The organism is Demequina salsinemoris, from assembly GCF_000974805.1.
Lineage (GTDB): Bacteria > Actinomycetota > Actinomycetes > Actinomycetales > Demequinaceae > Demequina > Demequina salsinemoris.
In genome coordinates this window covers 157,039-173,325 of record NZ_BBQZ01000001.1, presented here as the reverse complement: position 1 = coordinate 173,325, position 16,287 = coordinate 157,039, and the positions used below count along the sequence as shown (strand labels likewise).

Annotated in this window: 15 protein-coding genes and 1 riboswitch; of the genes, 11 read left to right on the top strand and 4 right to left on the bottom strand. The window is 70.0% G+C overall.

What is annotated here, in order from left to right:
* Window positions 1-89 precede the first annotated feature (89 nt).
* From AOP78_RS00780 to AOP78_RS00760, 5 genes are all read left to right on the top strand, one after another.
* Window positions 90-1,481 (top strand): TrkH family potassium uptake protein, encoded by a 1,392-nt coding sequence (locus tag AOP78_RS00780; RefSeq protein WP_062200527.1) that lies wholly within the window; start codon window positions 90-92, stop codon window positions 1,479-1,481.
* The gene (locus AOP78_RS00775; RefSeq protein WP_062200526.1) at window positions 1,474-2,136 is read left to right on the top strand and encodes a potassium channel family protein; all 663 of its coding nucleotides are present in this window, start codon (window positions 1,474-1,476) and stop codon (window positions 2,134-2,136) included. Before AOP78_RS00780 ends, AOP78_RS00775 begins: the two co-directional genes overlap by 8 nt.
* A gap of 179 nt (window positions 2,137-2,315) precedes the next feature.
* The gene (locus AOP78_RS00770; protein WP_160297575.1) at window positions 2,316-3,311 is read left to right on the top strand and encodes a DUF4349 domain-containing protein; all 996 of its coding nucleotides are present in this window, start codon (window positions 2,316-2,318) and stop codon (window positions 3,309-3,311) included.
* Window positions 3,312-3,374: 63 nt separating this feature from the next.
* The gene (locus AOP78_RS00765; RefSeq protein WP_062200521.1) at window positions 3,375-4,001 is read left to right on the top strand and encodes a hypothetical protein; all 627 of its coding nucleotides are present in this window, start codon (window positions 3,375-3,377) and stop codon (window positions 3,999-4,001) included.
* 121 nt (window positions 4,002-4,122) lie between these two features.
* Window positions 4,123-4,692, top strand: coding sequence for a hypothetical protein (locus AOP78_RS00760; protein ID WP_062200517.1), 570 nt, complete (start codon window positions 4,123-4,125; stop codon window positions 4,690-4,692).
* Here AOP78_RS00760 and AOP78_RS00755 read toward each other — a convergent pair.
* Window positions 4,650-5,282, bottom strand: a complete 633-nt coding sequence (locus AOP78_RS00755; protein WP_062200515.1) for a phosphoribosyltransferase — start codon at window positions 5,280-5,282, stop codon at window positions 4,650-4,652. The genes AOP78_RS00760 and AOP78_RS00755 overlap by 43 nt on opposite strands.
* A gap of 369 nt (window positions 5,283-5,651) precedes the next feature.
* On the opposite strand from AOP78_RS00755, the gene AOP78_RS00750 reads away from it, so the two are divergent.
* The gene (locus AOP78_RS00750; protein WP_062200513.1) at window positions 5,652-6,476 is read left to right on the top strand and encodes an alpha/beta fold hydrolase; all 825 of its coding nucleotides are present in this window, start codon (window positions 5,652-5,654) and stop codon (window positions 6,474-6,476) included.
* 51 nt (window positions 6,477-6,527) lie between these two features.
* Here the strand turns inward: AOP78_RS00750 and AOP78_RS00745 are convergent, their stop codons facing one another.
* Window positions 6,528-8,951, bottom strand: a complete 2,424-nt coding sequence (locus AOP78_RS00745) for a glycoside hydrolase family 94 protein (protein ID WP_062200510.1) — start codon at window positions 8,949-8,951, stop codon at window positions 6,528-6,530.
* A 256-nt stretch (window positions 8,952-9,207) separates the two neighbouring features.
* Between AOP78_RS00745 and dcd the strand changes: the two genes are divergently transcribed.
* The gene (gene dcd / locus AOP78_RS00740) at window positions 9,208-9,783 is read left to right on the top strand and encodes a dCTP deaminase (protein WP_062200508.1); all 576 of its coding nucleotides are present in this window, start codon (window positions 9,208-9,210) and stop codon (window positions 9,781-9,783) included.
* A 41-nt stretch (window positions 9,784-9,824) separates the two neighbouring features.
* Here dcd and AOP78_RS00735 read toward each other — a convergent pair whose 3' ends face one another.
* Window positions 9,825-10,118, bottom strand: coding sequence for a hypothetical protein (locus tag AOP78_RS00735; RefSeq protein WP_152659344.1), 294 nt, complete (start codon window positions 10,116-10,118; stop codon window positions 9,825-9,827).
* Between the two features lie 125 nt (window positions 10,119-10,243).
* Window positions 10,244-10,365, top strand: a riboswitch (TPP riboswitch).
* Window positions 10,366-10,386: 21 nt separating this feature from the next.
* Here AOP78_RS00735 and AOP78_RS00730 point away from each other — a divergent pair.
* From AOP78_RS00730 to AOP78_RS00715, 4 genes are all read left to right on the top strand, one after another.
* A complete protein-coding gene (locus tag AOP78_RS00730; RefSeq protein WP_062200503.1) occupies window positions 10,387-11,499 on the top strand; it encodes a thiamine ABC transporter substrate-binding protein in 1,113 nt (370 codons plus the stop codon).
* A gap of 40 nt (window positions 11,500-11,539) precedes the next feature.
* Window positions 11,540-13,174, top strand: a complete 1,635-nt coding sequence (locus AOP78_RS00725; protein ID WP_062200501.1) for an ABC transporter permease — start codon at window positions 11,540-11,542, stop codon at window positions 13,172-13,174.
* 37 nt (window positions 13,175-13,211) lie between these two features.
* The gene (locus AOP78_RS00720; RefSeq protein ID WP_236685251.1) at window positions 13,212-13,892 is read left to right on the top strand and encodes an ABC transporter ATP-binding protein; all 681 of its coding nucleotides are present in this window, start codon (window positions 13,212-13,214) and stop codon (window positions 13,890-13,892) included.
* 168 nt (window positions 13,893-14,060) lie between these two features.
* On the top strand, window positions 14,061-14,765 hold the full coding sequence (locus AOP78_RS00715) for a GNAT family N-acetyltransferase (protein ID WP_201774736.1): 705 nt from the start codon (window positions 14,061-14,063) through the stop codon (window positions 14,763-14,765).
* Window positions 14,766-15,067: 302 nt separating this feature from the next.
* Here AOP78_RS00715 and AOP78_RS00710 read toward each other — a convergent pair whose 3' ends face one another.
* On the bottom strand, window positions 15,068-16,267 hold the full coding sequence (locus AOP78_RS00710; protein WP_236685250.1) for an ABC transporter substrate-binding protein: 1,200 nt from the start codon (window positions 16,265-16,267) through the stop codon (window positions 15,068-15,070).
* Between the last annotated feature and the right edge of the window lie 20 nt (window positions 16,268-16,287).

Below are 16,287 nucleotides of genomic sequence, written 5' to 3'. Positions count from 1 at the left end.
GAGGTGGACCGCTTCCAGCGCGGCCCGACCGGGTCCGCATCGGCCCACAGGAGCGACCGGCGCGCCCGCGAGCGCGCGAGGGGACGGGGATGAGCAGGCCTCAGGGATGGCGCGACCGCGCCGGGCGCAGGTTCGACGAGGTGGCCCTCCAGTCACCCGCGCGCCTCGCGATCGGCACGTTCGCCGGCTTCATCGCGATCATCACGGGCCTCCTGATGCTCCCGATCTCCACGGCCGACCGCCACGTCGCACCCTTCGCCGACGCCCTCTTCACCGCCACATCCGCGGTCTGCGTCACGGGCCTCACCGTGGTCGACACCGGCCTGTACTGGTCCGACTTCGGCCGCGTCGTGATCCTCATCGGCATCAAGGTCGGAGGCCTCGGGATCATGACCCTCGCGTCGATCCTCGGCCTCATGGTGTCGCGCAGGATGGGCCTCACCCAGCGCATGCTCGCGGCGGATCAGGCCCGTGCCGGCGGCCTGGGCGACGTGCGCCAGATGCTGCGCACGATCCTCATCGTCTCCTCGGGGGTCGAGATCGCGATCGCGCTGATGCTGTTCCCGCGCTTCCTCCACGACGGGCTGCCGCTCATCACCTCCGCGTGGCACGCGACGTTCTACTCGGTCTCCGCGTTCAACAACGCCGGCTTCGTCCCCAACGCGACCGGCATCGTCGAGTATGCGGGCGACCCGTGGGTCGCCGGCCCGATCGCGCTCGGCGTCTTCGTCGGGGCGCTCGGCTTCCCCGTCTATCTCAACCTCATCCGTGCCTGGCGCAAGCCCCGCACGTGGAGCCTCCACACCAAGCTCACCCTGGTCCTGGTCGTCATCCTGAGCGTCATCTCGGCTGGCCTGCTCGCGCTGTTCGAGTGGAACAACCCGAACTCGCTCGGCGCCGAGAACGTCGGCACCCGCATCGTCACCGTCTTCTTCGCGAGCGTCAACCAGCGCTCGGGCGGCTTCGCCGCCATCGACCACGGCACCTTCTACGAGCACACGTGGCTGCTCGAGGAGGTCCTCATGTTCATCGGCGGCGGCTCCGCCGGCACGGCCGGTGGCATCCGCGTCACGACGCTCGCGGTCCTGGTCCTCGCCGTCACCGCGGAGGCCCGAGGACGCCGCGACATGGAGGCCTTCGGCAAGCGCATCGGCACCGAGTCGCTCCGCCAGGCGGTCGCCGTCACCCTGGTCGGCCTGACCTTCGTGCTCCTCGGGTCGGGCCTGATGCTCGCGTGGACCAGGGATCTCGGCTGGGACCTCGATCGCGTGCTGTTCCAAGTAGTCTCGGCTTATGCGACCTGCGGGCTGTCGGTGCTCACCTCGGACCAGGTGGCCGAGATGCCTGACTCGGTCAAGCACCTCACGTCGGTCCTCATGTTCGCCGGCCGACTCGGGTCGGTCACGCTCGCGGCGGCGCTGGCGCTGAACAAGCAGCGTCGGGTGATCCGCTACCCGTCAGAAAGGCCCCTCATTGGCTAACGACACCACCTCATCGGGCGTCCTGGTCTTCGGGCTCGGCCGCTTCGGTTCGGCGCTCGCCGACGAGCTCGACAGCATGGACGTCGAGGTCCTCGCGGTCGAGAAGGACAAGGACCTCGTCGAGCGCTGGTCCAAGCGCCTTCCCGTGGTCGAGGCCGACGCGACCGACCCCCGCACCATGGAGCAGATCGGCGCGAAGGACTTCGGCGCGGCGGTGGTCGGCGTCGGCACGTCCCTCGAGGCGTCGGTGCTCATCACTGGAAACCTCGTCGACGTCGGCATCCCCGAGATCTGGGCCAAGGCCATCTCCAACGAGCACAAGCGCATCCTGCAGCGCATCGGCGCCCACCGCGTCGTCCTGCCCGAGTCCGAGTCCGGCACGCGCGTCGCCCACTCGGTCGGCGGCAAGATGCTCGACTACATCGAGGTCGAGGACGGCTTCGCGATCGTCAAGATGCGCCCGCCGAAGGAGACGCACAACTTCCGCCTCGCGGACCTCGACCTGCGCAACAAGTGGGACCTCCAGGTCATCGGCGTCAAGGTGCCGGGCGAGGACTTCGAGTACGGCGGCGCCGACACGATCATCACGCCCGACTGCATCCTCGTGGTCGGTGGCGACACCGACGTCCTGGAGCGCTTCTCGCAGCGACCGTAGGACCGCGTCGCATCGGGACGATGCGGGGGCGAGCCGCCTTGCGCCTCACCTCGGCCTCGGTGGTCCCGAGATCGTCGCCTCACCAGGGACGATGCGGCGCCCGGGGGCATCTTGAGCGTGGCCGAATCGTGACCACCCAACGATTGCGCGCCCGCGCGCGTCGGACTTGTATGAGCATCATGAACGCAGTTCAAGGGGGAACGCGCCGCACAGGCAGGGGTGCCGGCCGCGCGTGGGTCATCGCAGGGCTCATCGGCATGGCGGGCGTGCTCGCGGGCTGCTCGGGCAGCGCTTCCGACTCGGCGGGTTCGTACGCGAACGATGCCGCCGACGGCGGGGAGGAGTACTACGACGAGGCGGACTCGATGAGCGAGGCGTCCGCGGCGGCCGACTCCTCCACGACCACCACGACTCGCTCGATCATCGTCACCGGCGAGATGTACATGACTGTCGAGGACCCGATCGCGGCGGCCGACAAGGCCACGAGCATCGTCGAGGGCGCGGGCGGGCGCATCGACGCCCGCAGCGAGACGGCGGCCGACGAGTGGGACGGCGGCTCCGCGTGGCTCACCCTGCGCATCCCCTCCGACAAGCTCGACGCCGCGGTGGAGGACCTGCGCGCGCTCGGCACGGTCGACGAGTTCAGCACCAGCGCAGCCGACGTCACGACCGAGGTGATCGACCTCGACGCGAAGATCTCGACCCTGCGCGCCTCGACGGACCGCATCGAGGCGCTGCTCGCGGACGCGGAGAAGATCGCGGACATCATCTCGCTCGAGGACGAGCTCGCGAGCCGCCAGGCCGAGCTCCAGAGCCTCGAGGCGCAGCAGCGAGGGCTCGACGACCAGGTGTCGCTGTCGACCATCGACCTGTCGCTCACGACCGAGCCCGTCGTCATCATCGAGGAGGACTCGCCCTCGAACTTCTGGGACGGGCTCGTCTCCGGCTGGAACGGGCTGATCACGTTCCTCTCCGCGGCGCTCGTCATCCTGGGCGTGCTCCTGCCGTGGCTCGCGCTCGCAGCCCTGATCGCCGTCGGCGTGATCCTGCTGGTCCGCGCGCGCAAGGCGCGGAAGGCTCCGGCTCCCGCGTCTGCCGCGCCCGCCGCGGCTGCACCCGCCGCGCCCGCAGCCGCGGATCCGTTCGAGACGACGGGGCCGCCCGAGCCGAGGTGATCACGGCGCCTGCGGCGCCGACTGCCGTACGCTCAGCATTCGGGGACCGAAGGGGGATCGGCGATGACCATGGACGCTGCGGGCGCGATGCCGCCAGGCGACTCACCTGTCGCGCCTGACACGCTGCGCTCGAGCTACGTGCGCAACGCCCGCTGGTCGACAGGGGTGTTCACCGGGCTGTGGGTCGTGACCAGCGCTCTCGCCATAGCGGCCGAGCCGGGCGACGAGTCGCTCCCCGGCTTCTCCGTCAGCGCGGACGTCGGGACGACGCTCGGAAGCCCGCTGCTCCAGGCGCTCGGCAGCGCGATGCTCCTGGCCGGTGTCGTCTCGTGGATGCTGCTGAGCCAGTGGATGTGCTCGGTCGCCTACGTGCGGCGAAGCGAGGGCCTGCGCGTGCCGTCCAACGCATGGATCTGGTGGATGTGGATCGTTCCGATCGCGAACCTGTTCTCCCCGGCGAAGACCATGAAGCACCTCGCGCACGGATCCGTGAGCACCACACTGCTGATGACGTGGTGGCTCCCGTTCCTCGTGGCGATCGGGGACATCGAGCCGAGTCTCGTGTCCGAGCGCGTCGGCTACGCGGTCGACGCGGGGGCGATCGTCATCGCGTGGTTCGCGCTCGACCGGATCATCCGTCAGGTCGCGAGCGCCCCGACCTACCCCTGTGTGCCCTCACGCGCAGCGTGATCCAGGACCTGGCAGAGCGATCCAGGACCGGGCAGAGCGATCCAGGACCGCACATCGCGGCACCGAGTGCCCTACAGTGTGTTCGGGGACAACGCCAGGGGGCACAGTGCGCAGGGACGTCATGGCAGCGGCCATCGCCGACGCCGGCGGTGAGGCCGTGGACAACGCGATCGTGGCGAGAGGCTCGCGCAACGCGCTGGTGAGCACAGGGCTTCACGCCGCGGCGTGGGCCTGCTTCAACGTCACCTACGTCCTGTCGGGCAATGGCACCGGAGCGATGCTGACGGCCGCCAATGCCCTCGGCGTCGCCATGGTCTTCACGGGGATCGCGTCGTGGATGCTGCTCAGCGAATGGATGTCCTCGGTCGCGTCCGTGCGAAGCGGTCAGGGAATGGAGGTTCCCGGGCGCGGCTGGATCTGGTTCTCGTGGCTGATCCCGATCGTCGACCTCTTCTCCCCCGCGAAGACGATGAGCCGACTCGCGCAAGGATCGATCAGCCGAAGCCTCCTGCTTGCCTGGTGGCTCCCGTGGCTGCTCGCCACCGTTCTCGTCTACGCGCGAGACGATGCCCTCGACCCGACCGAACCCGCCCTCATCTCCGCCGCAGCGATCGTCGTCTCGTGGTTCGCGCTGCAGCGGATCATCCGTCAGGTCGCGAGCGCCGCGGCGACCTCCTCGTCCGTCGTCTGACGGAAGTCCAGGTACCACAGCCCCACCGCGTCCATCGGCTCGGGGATGAGAGCGGCGACCGCCGCATCGGCCTCGTGGTTCAGCGACTCCAGCACGTCCGGCGGCGCGACACCGACGCCGACGATCACCTTCGCGGCTCCCCTGGCCCTGCACACGGCGACAGCGGCGCGCATCGTCCCTCCGGTGGCGATGCCATCATCGACCAGGACCACGCTGCGCCCTGCGATCGGGGCGGCCTCCTTGCCGTCGCGGTAGGCGAGCACCCGACGGTCGAGCTCGAGTCGCTCGCGCGCCTCGACCGCGGCGATCGACTCGTCGCTCACCCCGATCATCGCGAGCGTCGCGTAGTCGAGCACCTCGACGCCCTCCTCGCCGATGGCGCCGAAGCCGAACTCCTCGTGCCCCGGTACGCCGAGCTTGCGCACCACGACCACGTCAAGATTCAGGCCGAGCGCGTCCGCGACGGCCCTGCCGACGATCACCCCACCGCGCGGCACCCCCAGGACGAGGGCGTCCTCGCCGTCCAGCAGCGGCTCGACGAGCCGTGCGACGGCGGCCCCCGCCTCAGCGCGATCACGCAGGAGGACCATGCCTCCAGGGTAGGCACGCGCGGGCCGGGATGCCCAGTGCCCGCCGTGAGCCCCCGTTCGGCGACCTGGGCGCCGCTTCTCCGCCCGACGCCCCCGGCACCGCCGACCTCGCCGAGCCCGACCCCGCGGCGGACACTCTCTGACACACGGCACGGCGCTCGCGCGGCGTGTCTCGCGGGACACGCCGCCGGCCACGCGCGCGATGTGTCAGAAAGTGTCCGCGGAGGGCCTGGGAAGGCGCGGAAGGCGGGTCCCCGGTGCATGGCTCGGCGCTCGTGGCACGAGCAGCTGGGACGCGGCATGCGGCGCGGCGCACGGATCCGGGGCCAGCACACGGCGCGCGGTGCAGCGACCAGGCAGGATGAAGGCATGACCGAACCGCTGCCGCTCGCGACTCACGCATGGGGCTCCGGCGACCGCGTCGTCGTGCTCCTCCACGGGATGTACAACCACGGAGGCGCGTGGGCGCCGCTCGCCAGGACCCTGGCGGACTCCGGATACCGGGCCGTCGCGGTGGACCTTCCCGGTCACGGCGAGAGCCCGCGCTCGAGCGCCTACCCGAAGGACCTCATGGTGGAATCCGTCGTCGCGGCAGTCCCCGAGGCGCCCGCGCTGCTGCTCGGCCACTCGCTGGGCGGGTACCTCGCGCAGGCGACGGCACCGCGGCTGCGGCCCGAGCGCCAGATCCTCGTCGATCCAGCGTTCGACATCATCGGCCCCACCGAGGACGCACGGCAGGCGACGCTCGAGCTGATGACCAGCTGGATCCCGGTCGACCCCGACCACCTCGCGCGCGACAACCCTCGCTGGTCCGAGGAGGCGCGCCTCCACGAGCTGCGCGGGCGCGATCACTTCGACCCGACCGTGCTGACGATGCTGCTCGACACCGGCTACGCGGAGCCCGACACGCGTCCGATGTGCCCGTCATTGGTCCTCAAGGCCGAGCACGACACCGCGGTCAGCGCGGACCGTGCTGCGCTCCTCGCGAAGCAGGGGCACGAGGTTGTCACGGTCGCGGGAACGGGGCACAACATCGATCGCGACGACCCGGCCGCGTTCACCGCCGAGGTCCTGCGATGGCTCGCGGCGCCGGGTGCGACACTCGACTCTCCGCGCCCCGACCCCGCACCCGACCTCGACCCCGTGTCCGGCCCCGCACCCAGCCCCGGACGTGCCGACGCCCCCGAGGCCTGAGGTCCCCGAGGGCGTCGGACTTGTCGGCGGCGGCCGCCGGATGGGCGGCGGCTAGACGACCGCCTCGACGTGCACGACTGAGCCGGGCTCGGCGTAGGGGACGACGTTGCCCTCGATGGAGGTGCCGTCGACGGTGAGCATCGCGCCCTTCGTGCCCGAGTTGGTGACATGGATGACGTACTTCGCGCCGCGCACGGTGCGCTCGACCGTGAACTCGGGGATCGCGGAGCCGATGCACGGGTCCACCACGAGGCCGTCGTAGTCGGGTCGCACACCGAGCAGGTGCTGGGAGACGGCGACGAAGTTCCACGACGCGGTGCCGGTGAGCCACGAGTTCTTCGCCTCACCGTGGCGGACGGCGTCCTTGCCGGCGATCATCTGCGCGTAGACGTACGGCTCGGTCTTGTGCAGCTCGGAGATCTCCTCGCGGTAGGCGGGCGCGATCTGCTTCCAGTACTCCCACGCGTTCTCGGCGCGGCCGAGCACGGTCTCCGCGATGACGACCCACGGGTTGTTGTGGCAGAAGATCCCGGCGTTCTCCTTGTAGCCGGGCGGGTAGCTCGTCACCTCGCCGAGCTCGACGTGATACTCCTGGTAGGCCGGGTTGAGCAGGACGATTCCGTGAGGGGTGTTGAGCCGCTCGCGCACCGAGTCGAGGGCCATGGCCGCGCGGCCGTCCTCGACGCCGATGCCGCCCATGACGCAGAAGCCCTGGGGCTCGATCCAGATCTGACCGTCGGTGTTCTCGGACGAGCCGACCGGGTTGCCGAAGTAGTCGTAGGCGCGGCGGAACCACGCGCCGTCCCAGCCGTGGTCGAGCACGGCCTTCTCCATCTCCTTGATGGCCTTCTTGGCGCGCTTGGCCTCGTCCTTGTTGCCCGCGATCTTCGCGAGCGCCGCGTACTCGGGGCCGATCGCGCAGAACATGCCGGCGATGAACACGGACTCGGCGACGCCGCCGGTCTTGTTGCCCGTGGTCTGGAACGACTCGCCGGGCTCGGTCGAGAAGCAGTTGAGGTTGAGGCAGTCGTTCCAGTCGGCGCGGCCGATGAGCGGCAGGCCGTGCGGGCCGCGGTTCTCGAGCGTGAAGTTGAAGGAGCGGCGCAGGTGCTCGATGAGCGGCTGCGCCTTCGACTCGTCGTTGTCGAACGGGACGCTCTCCATGAGGATGCCGGTGTCGCCGGTCTCCTTGATGTACGCGGCGACGCCGAGGATCAGCCACAGCGGGTCGTCGTTGAAGCCCGACCCGAGCGTGTGGTTCCCCTGCTTGGTGAGCGGCTGGTACTGGTGGTACGCGCTGCCGTCCTCGAACTGCGTCGCGGCGATGTCGAGGATGCGCTCGCGCGCGCGCTGCGGCACGAGGTGGACGAAGCCGAGCAGGTCCTGCGACGAGTCGCGGAAGCCCATGCCTCGCCCCATGCCGGTCTCGAAGTAGGAGGCCGAGCGCGACATGTTGTAGGTGACCATGCACTGGTACTGGTTCCAGATGTTGACCGAGCGGTCGAGCCGCTCGTCGCTCGAGGACACCGTGTAGGAGCCGAGCAGGTCCTCCCAGTACTGGTTGAGGCGCGCGAACTCGGCGAGCGTCTGGCCGTCGGTCGCGAAGCGCAGCATCAGCTTCTTCGCGCCGTCCTTCCTGATCACGCCCGGCGACTCCCACTTGTCGTCGCGCGGGTTCTCGAGGTAGCCGAGGACGAAGGTGAAGGACTTCGTCTCACCGGGCTCGAGCTCCGCCTTGAGGTGATGCGAGCCGATCGGGTACCAGCCCGACGCGATCGAGTTCGTCGACTGCGCGGTGTGGGGCACCACGGCCTCGCTGAACGCGTTGCCCAGTCCCAGGAACGCCTCGCGGTCGGTGTCGAAGCCCGCGACGTCCTTGTTCACCCAGTACATCGCGTAGTGGTCGCGCCGCTCGCGGTACTCGGTCTTGTGATAGATCGCGCTGCCCTCGACCTCGACCTCGCCGATGCTCAGGTTGCGCTGGTAGTTCGTCTGGTCGTCCTCGGCGTTCCACAACGCGAACTCGACCATGCTGAACAGGTCGATGGACTTGGGAGCGTCGGACTCGTTGGTGAGCGAGACGCGGTGGATCTCCGCGTTCACGTCGACGGGCACGAACATGAGCACCGAGGCCTTCAGGCCTCCGCGCGCACCCGTGATGCGGGTGTAGCCCATGCCGTGGCGCGCCTCGTAGAAGTCCAGGTCCCGCTTGTAGGGGCGGTAGCCGGGGCTCCACACGTCGCCGCCGTCGTTGATCGAGAAGTAGCGGCCGCCGTCGTCCACGGGCACGTTGTTGTAGCGGTAGCGCGTGAGGCGGCGGAGCTTCGCGTCGCGGTAGAAGCAGTAGCCGCCGCCGGTGTTGGAGACGAGGCCGAAGAACTCCTGCGAGCCGAGGTAGTTGATCCAGGGGTACGGGGTGTGCGGCGTCTCGATGACGTATTCGCGGGCTTCATCGTCGAAGTGTCCGTATCGCATGGGTCAAGCCTTCCAAGTCTTCGCTGACGCGCCGGGAGAGCGCTCTCACAGGGTAGCCCCCAGGTGGGGGTGCGAGGCGCCCGAAAGACCCAGTGACCGGTCACAAATGCCTGTCAGCGGCCAGGAAACCGGTACGCACCTGGCCGCGCCCGCATCGTCCCTGTCTCCTGGGGGACGTTCACGCACCCTGGTGCGCGGCAGATGTCTCCTGGAGGCAGCCGAGGACTCGTCGGCCCCGCCCCAGTACGCTGGCCTCATGCTGCTCTCCGACCGCGACATCCGCGCCGAGATCGAGTCGGGCCGGGTCGCCCTGGACCCCTACGACGCGACGATGATCCAGCCCGCGTCCATCGACGTGCGCCTCGACAAGCTGTTCCGCGTGTTCGACAACCACAAGTACGCGGCGATCGACCCCGCGATCGATCAGCCCGAGCTCACGCGCCTGGTCGAGGTCGCGGACGGGAAGCCGTTCGTGCTGCACCCCGGCGAGTTCGTGCTCGGCGCGACCTACGAGTCGGTCACGCTGCCGGACGACGTGGCGGCCAGGCTCGAGGGCAAGTCCTCGCTCGGCCGGCTCGGCCTGCTGACGCACTCGACCGCGGGCTTCATCGACCCGGGCTTCGAGGGCAACGTGACGCTCGAGCTGTCCAACACCGCGACGCTGCCGATCAACCTGTGGCCCGGCATGAAGATCGGCCAGCTGTGCTTCTTCCGCATGTCTTCGGCGGCCGAGCACCCGTACGGGTCGGACAAGTACGGGTCGCGCTACCGCGGCCAGCGCGGGCCGACGGCATCACGCAGCTTCCAGAGCTTCCACCGCACGGAGATATGAACGGCGCGATCTGAACGGCGCGATCTGAACGGCGAGACTCCCTAGATCGCCGAGTAGCGGCGCTGCTTGACGCAGATCTCGCGCACGGCCTCGTCGGCCTTCGAAGGCATCTCGTTGTAGAGGACGGCCGACGTCGGCTCCCGGTAGCCCGTGAACCAGCCCAGGTCGCGCATCAGGCGCGCGAGGTCGGCGAGGCTGTCCGCGAGGTAGCCGTTCTTGTGGTCCAGGATCATGCCGTTGGGCCCCCAGTGGAAGCCGTGATACGCGGCCGCCTCCTGCGCGAGGCGCGGGTCGGGAGCCTTGTCGAACTTCAGGGGCATGGGGATCTTGTCCATCGACACGGCGGTCCTTCCGTCGGGGGTGGGCGCGGGCATGCCTGGCCCGGCTGATCTGTCCTCACCATCGGCCGGTGGAGCGGATGCGTGAGGATTCTCGACGGCACCAGGGCGCGCTAGGGTGGGTCCCACGACAGGGGAGCGCCTCTCGGGAGACCGGGGTGAGGGCGCTGAGAGTGCGGACCAGCCGCAGACCCTCGAACCTGATCCGGCTAGCACCGGCGTAGGGAGTCGAGTCTCGTCCCCTCCTATCCATGGGAGGAAACCCATGCGCATCTCGCGCACCCTGGCCGCGTCGGCGGCCGCCATCTCGATGCTGGCCCTGACGGCCTGCAGCTCCGGTACCGGCGACGACCCATCGTCGTCCGCGTCCACCGACGCGTCCGCCTCGACCGAGGCGACCGCATCGTCCCTGGACGATGTTGCCGGCACCACGGTCACCGTCGTCACCCACGACTCCTTCTACGTGGACGATGCGGCGCTCGCCGCGTTCGAGGAGGAGACCGGGATGACGGTCGAGTTCGTCGCGCCGGGCGACGCGGGCACGCTGGTGAACCAGCTCGTACTGACCAAGGACGCCCCGCTGGGCGATGTGGTCTACGGCATCGACAACACGTTCGCGACGCGCGCGGTCGAGAACGGCGTCCTCGCGTCGTACACGTCGTCCGCCCCGGCTGCGACGGACTCCGCCGCCTACGCGATCGAGGGCGCCGAGGACCAGCTCACCGCGATCGACTACTCGGACGTGTGCCTCAACTACGACCTCGCGTACTTCGAGGACAACGACGTCGCGGTGCCCGAGACGCTCGAGGACCTCACCGACCCGGAGTATGCGGGCCTCGTCTCCGTCATGAACCCCGCGACCTCCTCCCCCGGTCTCGCGTTCCTTCTCGCCACGATCGGCGAGCTGGGCGACGGCTGGCAGCAGTGGTGGGCCGACATGGCCGCCAACGGCCTGCGGGTGACGGCCTCGTGGGGCGACTCGTACTACACCGACTTCTCGGCGCCGAACTACGGCGGTGACTACCCCATCGTCCTGTCCTACGCGTCATCCCCGCCCTACGAGGTGATCGACGGCGAGCCCACCACGGCATCGATGACCGACGGCTGCTTCCGCCAGGTCGAGTACGCGGGCGTGCTCGAGGGCGCGTCCAACCCCGCGGGCGCGCAGCTCGTCGTCGACTGGATGCTCTCCGACGAGTTCCAGGCCGGGCTGCCGACGAACATGTACGTCTACCCGGTGTCCTCCTCGGTCGAGGTGCCCGCCGACTGGGCCGAGTACGCGACGCTGTCCTCCTCGCCGGTGACGGTCGACCCCGCCGAGATCGACGCGAACCGCGACGCGTGGATCGACGAGTGGACGTCGATCGTCCTCGACTGACCGGTCAGCATCACCGACCTCAACGCACCAGACTGAACCCGTGAGCACCCCTTCCGCGACCGTCCGCCGCCAGTTGGCATGGTGGGCGGTCGCGGTCGTGCCACTGTCCTTCCTCGGGCTGTTCTTCCTGTGGCCGGTTGCGTCAGTGCTGGTGCGCGGGCTGTTCGAGGACTGGGACATGGCTGCGGGCTGGGCAGTGCTGACCTCCTCGCGCACGCTCGAGGCGATCTGGACGACGCTGTACCTGGCGCTCCTCGGGACGCTCGGGTCGCTCGCGGTCGGGCTTCCGGCGGCGTGGGCGCTCGGTCGATTCGAGTGGCGCGGGCGGCGCACCGTGCGCGCCCTGCTGACGACGCCCTTCGTCCTGCCGACGCTCGTGGTCGCCGCCGCGTTCTCCGCGCTGTTCTCCTCGTCGGGGCTGCTCGGATCCTGGGGGCTGGACCAGACGCCCGCGTCGATCGTGCTCGCGCTCACGTTCTTCAACGTGTCCGTCGTGGTGCGGCTGGTCGGCAACGCCTGGGAGACGATGCCGTCCTCGCTCGCCGCGGCCGCGCGCACCCTGGGCGCCTCGCGCGCCCGCGCCTACTGGAACGTGACCCTGCCCGCGCTCGCGCCGACCATCGCGTCCGCGGCCGCCGTCGTGTTCCTGTTCTGCTCCACCTCCTTCGCCCTGGTGCTGGTGCTCGGCGGCTCGCGCGTGCGCACCGTGGAGACCGAGATCTACCTCCAGGTCAACCAGTTCCTGGACCTGCGCGCGGCCTCCGTGCTCGCTCTCGTGCAGGTCGCGATCGTCGCGCTCGCGCTGTGGATCAGCGCGCGCGTCGGCGGGGCGCGCGGCTTCACCCAGGCGGTCCAGGGACGACGCGGCCCTCGCCGATTCGAGCGGCTCGCCGTGGTCGGGGCGCTGGTTCCTGCGGTCGTGCTGCTCGTGCTGCCGCTGTCGGCCCTGATCGAGCGCTCGCTGCGCGTGGGAGACGGCTACGGGCTCGATCACTATGCGGCGATCTTCTCCGTGCCCGCGCGGAACGTGCTGCCGGTCTCGGTCGCGCAGGCGACGCTGAACTCCGTGGTGACCGCGGCCATCGCGACGGTGATCGTCGCCGTGATGGGGTTGCTCGTGACCGCGCTCGTGGCCCGGCGCTCGCGGCGGGGCTCCTTGCTTGAAGGGCTGACGATGCTGCCGCTCGGGGTCTCGGCCGTCGTGGTCGGCCTGGGGATGCTGCTGACGCTCAACACGTCCGTGCTCGGCGTGGACCTGCGCGCGTCATGGTGGCTCGTGCCGATCGCGCAGGCGATCGTCGCGCTGCCGCTCATGGTGCGCGCGATGCTTCCCGCGGTACGGTCTCTCGATCCGCGGCTGCGCGCCGCCGCCGCGAGCCTCGGCGCGAGCCCGTGGCGTGTGCGATGGCACGTGGACGCGGTGCTGCTGCGTCCCGCGGTCGCGGCCTCGCTCGCCTTCTCGTTCGCGATCGCGATGGGCGAGTTCGGCGCGACCGCGTTCGTCGCCCGCCCCGACCGGCCCACGCTCACCACCGCGATCGCTCGGCTGCTGTCCCGTCCAGGCGCGGAGAATGTGGGACTGGCCTACGCATCGTCCGTCATGCTGGCGGTGCTCGTCGCCGCCGTGATGCTCGCCTCTGAACGTTGGCGGGCACGATCAGGGGGTGGACTGTGAGTCTCGGAACGACGCTGCCGCCCGGAAGGATGCACTGATGTACGGACCGAACGGCTACGAGACCATGCCCGGCGGGCTCACGGTGACCGACCTCGTCGTCACCTACTCCGGGGACAACCCCGTCGAGGCGGTGCGCGGGGTGTCGCTCACCGTCGGGCACGGCGAGACGGTCGCGCTGCTCGGCCCCTCGGGCTGCGGCAAGTCCTCCCTGCTGGGAGCAGTGGTCGGCACCGTTGAGCCCGCCTCGGGCACCGTCGCGTGGAACGACGAGGAGCTCACCCGCGTGCCCATCCACAAGCGCCGGTTCGGGATGGTGTTCCAGGACGGGCAGCTGTTCCCGCATCTCGATGTCGCGGGGAACATCGCCTTCGGCCCGCGCATGGCCGGCGTCTCGGTCGAAGCCCGTGCGGCGCGCGTCGAGGAGCTGCTGCGCGTCGTGGGCCTGGAGGGGCTGGGCGCGCGCGACGTGTCGGAGCTCTCGGGAGGTCAGCGCCAGCGCGTGGCGCTCGCCCGGTCGCTCGCCGCGAAGCCGCGGCTGCTCGCGCTCGACGAGCCGCTGTCCGCGCTCGATTCCGAGCTCAGGACCCGGCTCGCGAAGGACGTGAAGGCGATCCTGCGCTCGCAGGGCGTCTCGGCGCTGCTCGTGACCCACGACCCTGCCGAGGCCGAGACGATGGCGCACCGGGTCCTGCGCATGGAGGACGGCCGACTGGTCTGAGGCGGCCCCCGCGCGCTAGCGGGACATGGGTGCAGGTACTGACTCAGATCCGACCCTCATGTCCCGCTACGACGCCGCGGCCGGACTGACGGTGCCAGCCTTGGCGGGATGGCCTGAGGCGGGGCGGACCGCGCGCGGAACCGCGGGCGGCGACCTAACCTGAGAATCGTGGACTCGTCAACCGAGCTGGATCACCCCGCCGCGCACGCACTCGCCGGGCCTCACCGCGACCTCGGCGTCACTCGAGGGAGCGTCGCGCGCTACCGCTCAACCGTGGCGCCGTTCGCGTCGCTGCCGGCCGACGCCTCGGCGCAGGACTGGGCGGATCTCGGCGCGCTCATCGGCGACGACGACGCCGTGGCACTGTTCGGGCTGCCGTACGACGTACCGGACGACTGGGAGACGCTCGAGGAGATCGATGCGGTCCAGATGGTCGCGCCGCAGGGTTTCGGACTCGAACCGGCGGACCCGGCTCGCGACGGCATCGTCCCCTTGAGCCCCGATGACTCCAAGGCGATGCTGGACCTCGTCGAGCAGACCCATCCCGGACCCTTCGCGGCCGAGACCCCGCTGATGGGCGCCTACTACGGGGTGTGGGAGGACGGCGCGCTCGTCGCGATGGCGGGCGAGCGCCTGACCACCCCCTCGTGGGCCGAGATCAGCGCGGTGTGCACGCGCGAGTCGCACCGCGGGCGCGGGCTCGCCACGAGGCTCATGTCCGCCGTGGCCGCGGGCGTCTGGGCACAGGACCGCACGCCGTTCCTGCACGCGGCGGCCACGAACGTGACCGCGATCCAGCTGTACGTGCACCTGGGCTTCACCGTCCGCACCGCGGACAACCGCGTGCAGGTGGTGCGCCCGCGGGTGGCCTGAATCGAGCCCTTCGCACCCGGGCGACTCCCGCATCGTCCCCGTTCCACCCTGCCGCCGCGCACCAGCGGGACATGAGTGCAGGATCTGGCACGGATCCGACCCTGATGTCCCGCTAGGACACAACCGCCAGGGCAGGCGCACAGCAGGGCGGGCGCCGCGCGAACGTGAGGCACGCGGCACACGCAGAACGGGCGGGACGATGCTTGCGCATCGCCCCGCCCGTTCCGCTTCCGACCGGCTGGCCTTGGAGGACCGTCAGCCGGTCAGGCTTGGACCCGACTCAGCGCCGGGCTCAAGTCAGATCACTCGCCACCCTCGTTGAGTGTGACCTCGATCGGCGTGAAGTCCTCGCCGTAGACGTCCACGCCCTCGTCGGTGAGCTCCGCGAGCGCCGCGTCGACGTAGTCGTTGGTGTACGCGGTCTCCGGCGGCTCGGTCGTGATGATGGTCGAGCCCTCGGGGTTGACCGTCGTCATGGCGAGCTCGACGGTCTGGTCCCACTGGTCCTCGTTGATGTGACCCACGCCGGACGTCGATGGGAAGATCAGCTTGTTGACCTCGTTGGCCATCCACAGCTGGTGCGACGTGCCGAGGGTCGAACCCGCGGCCGTGACGATGTCGGCGGCCGACTCGGGGTCGTCCTTCGCGTAGACGCAGCCCTTGATGGTGCCCTTGATGAACGACGTCGTGGTCGCCTGGTAGTCCTCGTCGGACGCGAGGCGGTCGGAGTCGGCCCAGATCGCGTCCTGGAGCATCGCGGTGCCCTCGTCGTTCCAGTTGATCGTGACGAGGTCGTCCTCGGTGTACAGCTCGCCCGTGTCGGGGTTGATGGTCTCGAGGACCTGCGCGTACTCGTTGTAGGTCATGGCCTGAGCGGCGTCGATGTCGCCCGCGATGAACGCGTTCATGTCGAAGGCCTGCTGGACGGTCGAGCCGCCGTTGAGGTCCGCGAGCGTGACGCCGTTGGCCTGCATGCCGGCGATGAGCTCCCACTCGTTGCCGTAGCCCCACGAGCCGATGTTCTTGCCCGCGAAGTCCGCGGCCGAGGTGATGCCGGAGTCGGCGAACGCGACCTGCATCGTGCCCGAGCGCTCGAAGATCTGCGCGACGTCGGTCACGGCCGAGCCCTGCTCGATCGAGCCGAGCACCTTCGGCACCCACGACACGGCGAAGTCCGCGCCGCCCGAGGTCAGGACGTCGATCGGAACGATGTCGACCGCGCCGGGGATGATCGTGACGTCGAGGCCCTCGTCCTCGTAGTAGCCCTGGTCGAGCGCCGAGTAGTAGCAGGCGAACTGCGCCTGCGTGAGCCACTGCAGCTGGACCGAGACGGCCTTGAGCTCGGTGACGCCGGTGTCCTCGGACGCGCCCGCCGAGGACGACGAGTCCGCCGACGCCTCGTCGTCAGTGCCGCCCGAGCAGGCCGTGAGCGCGAGCGTGCCGGCGACCGCCAGCGCCGCCGCAGCGGTGACGCGGCGACCGCGTCGTGCCATCTGAATCATGTTCTCTCCCTGTTATCCCC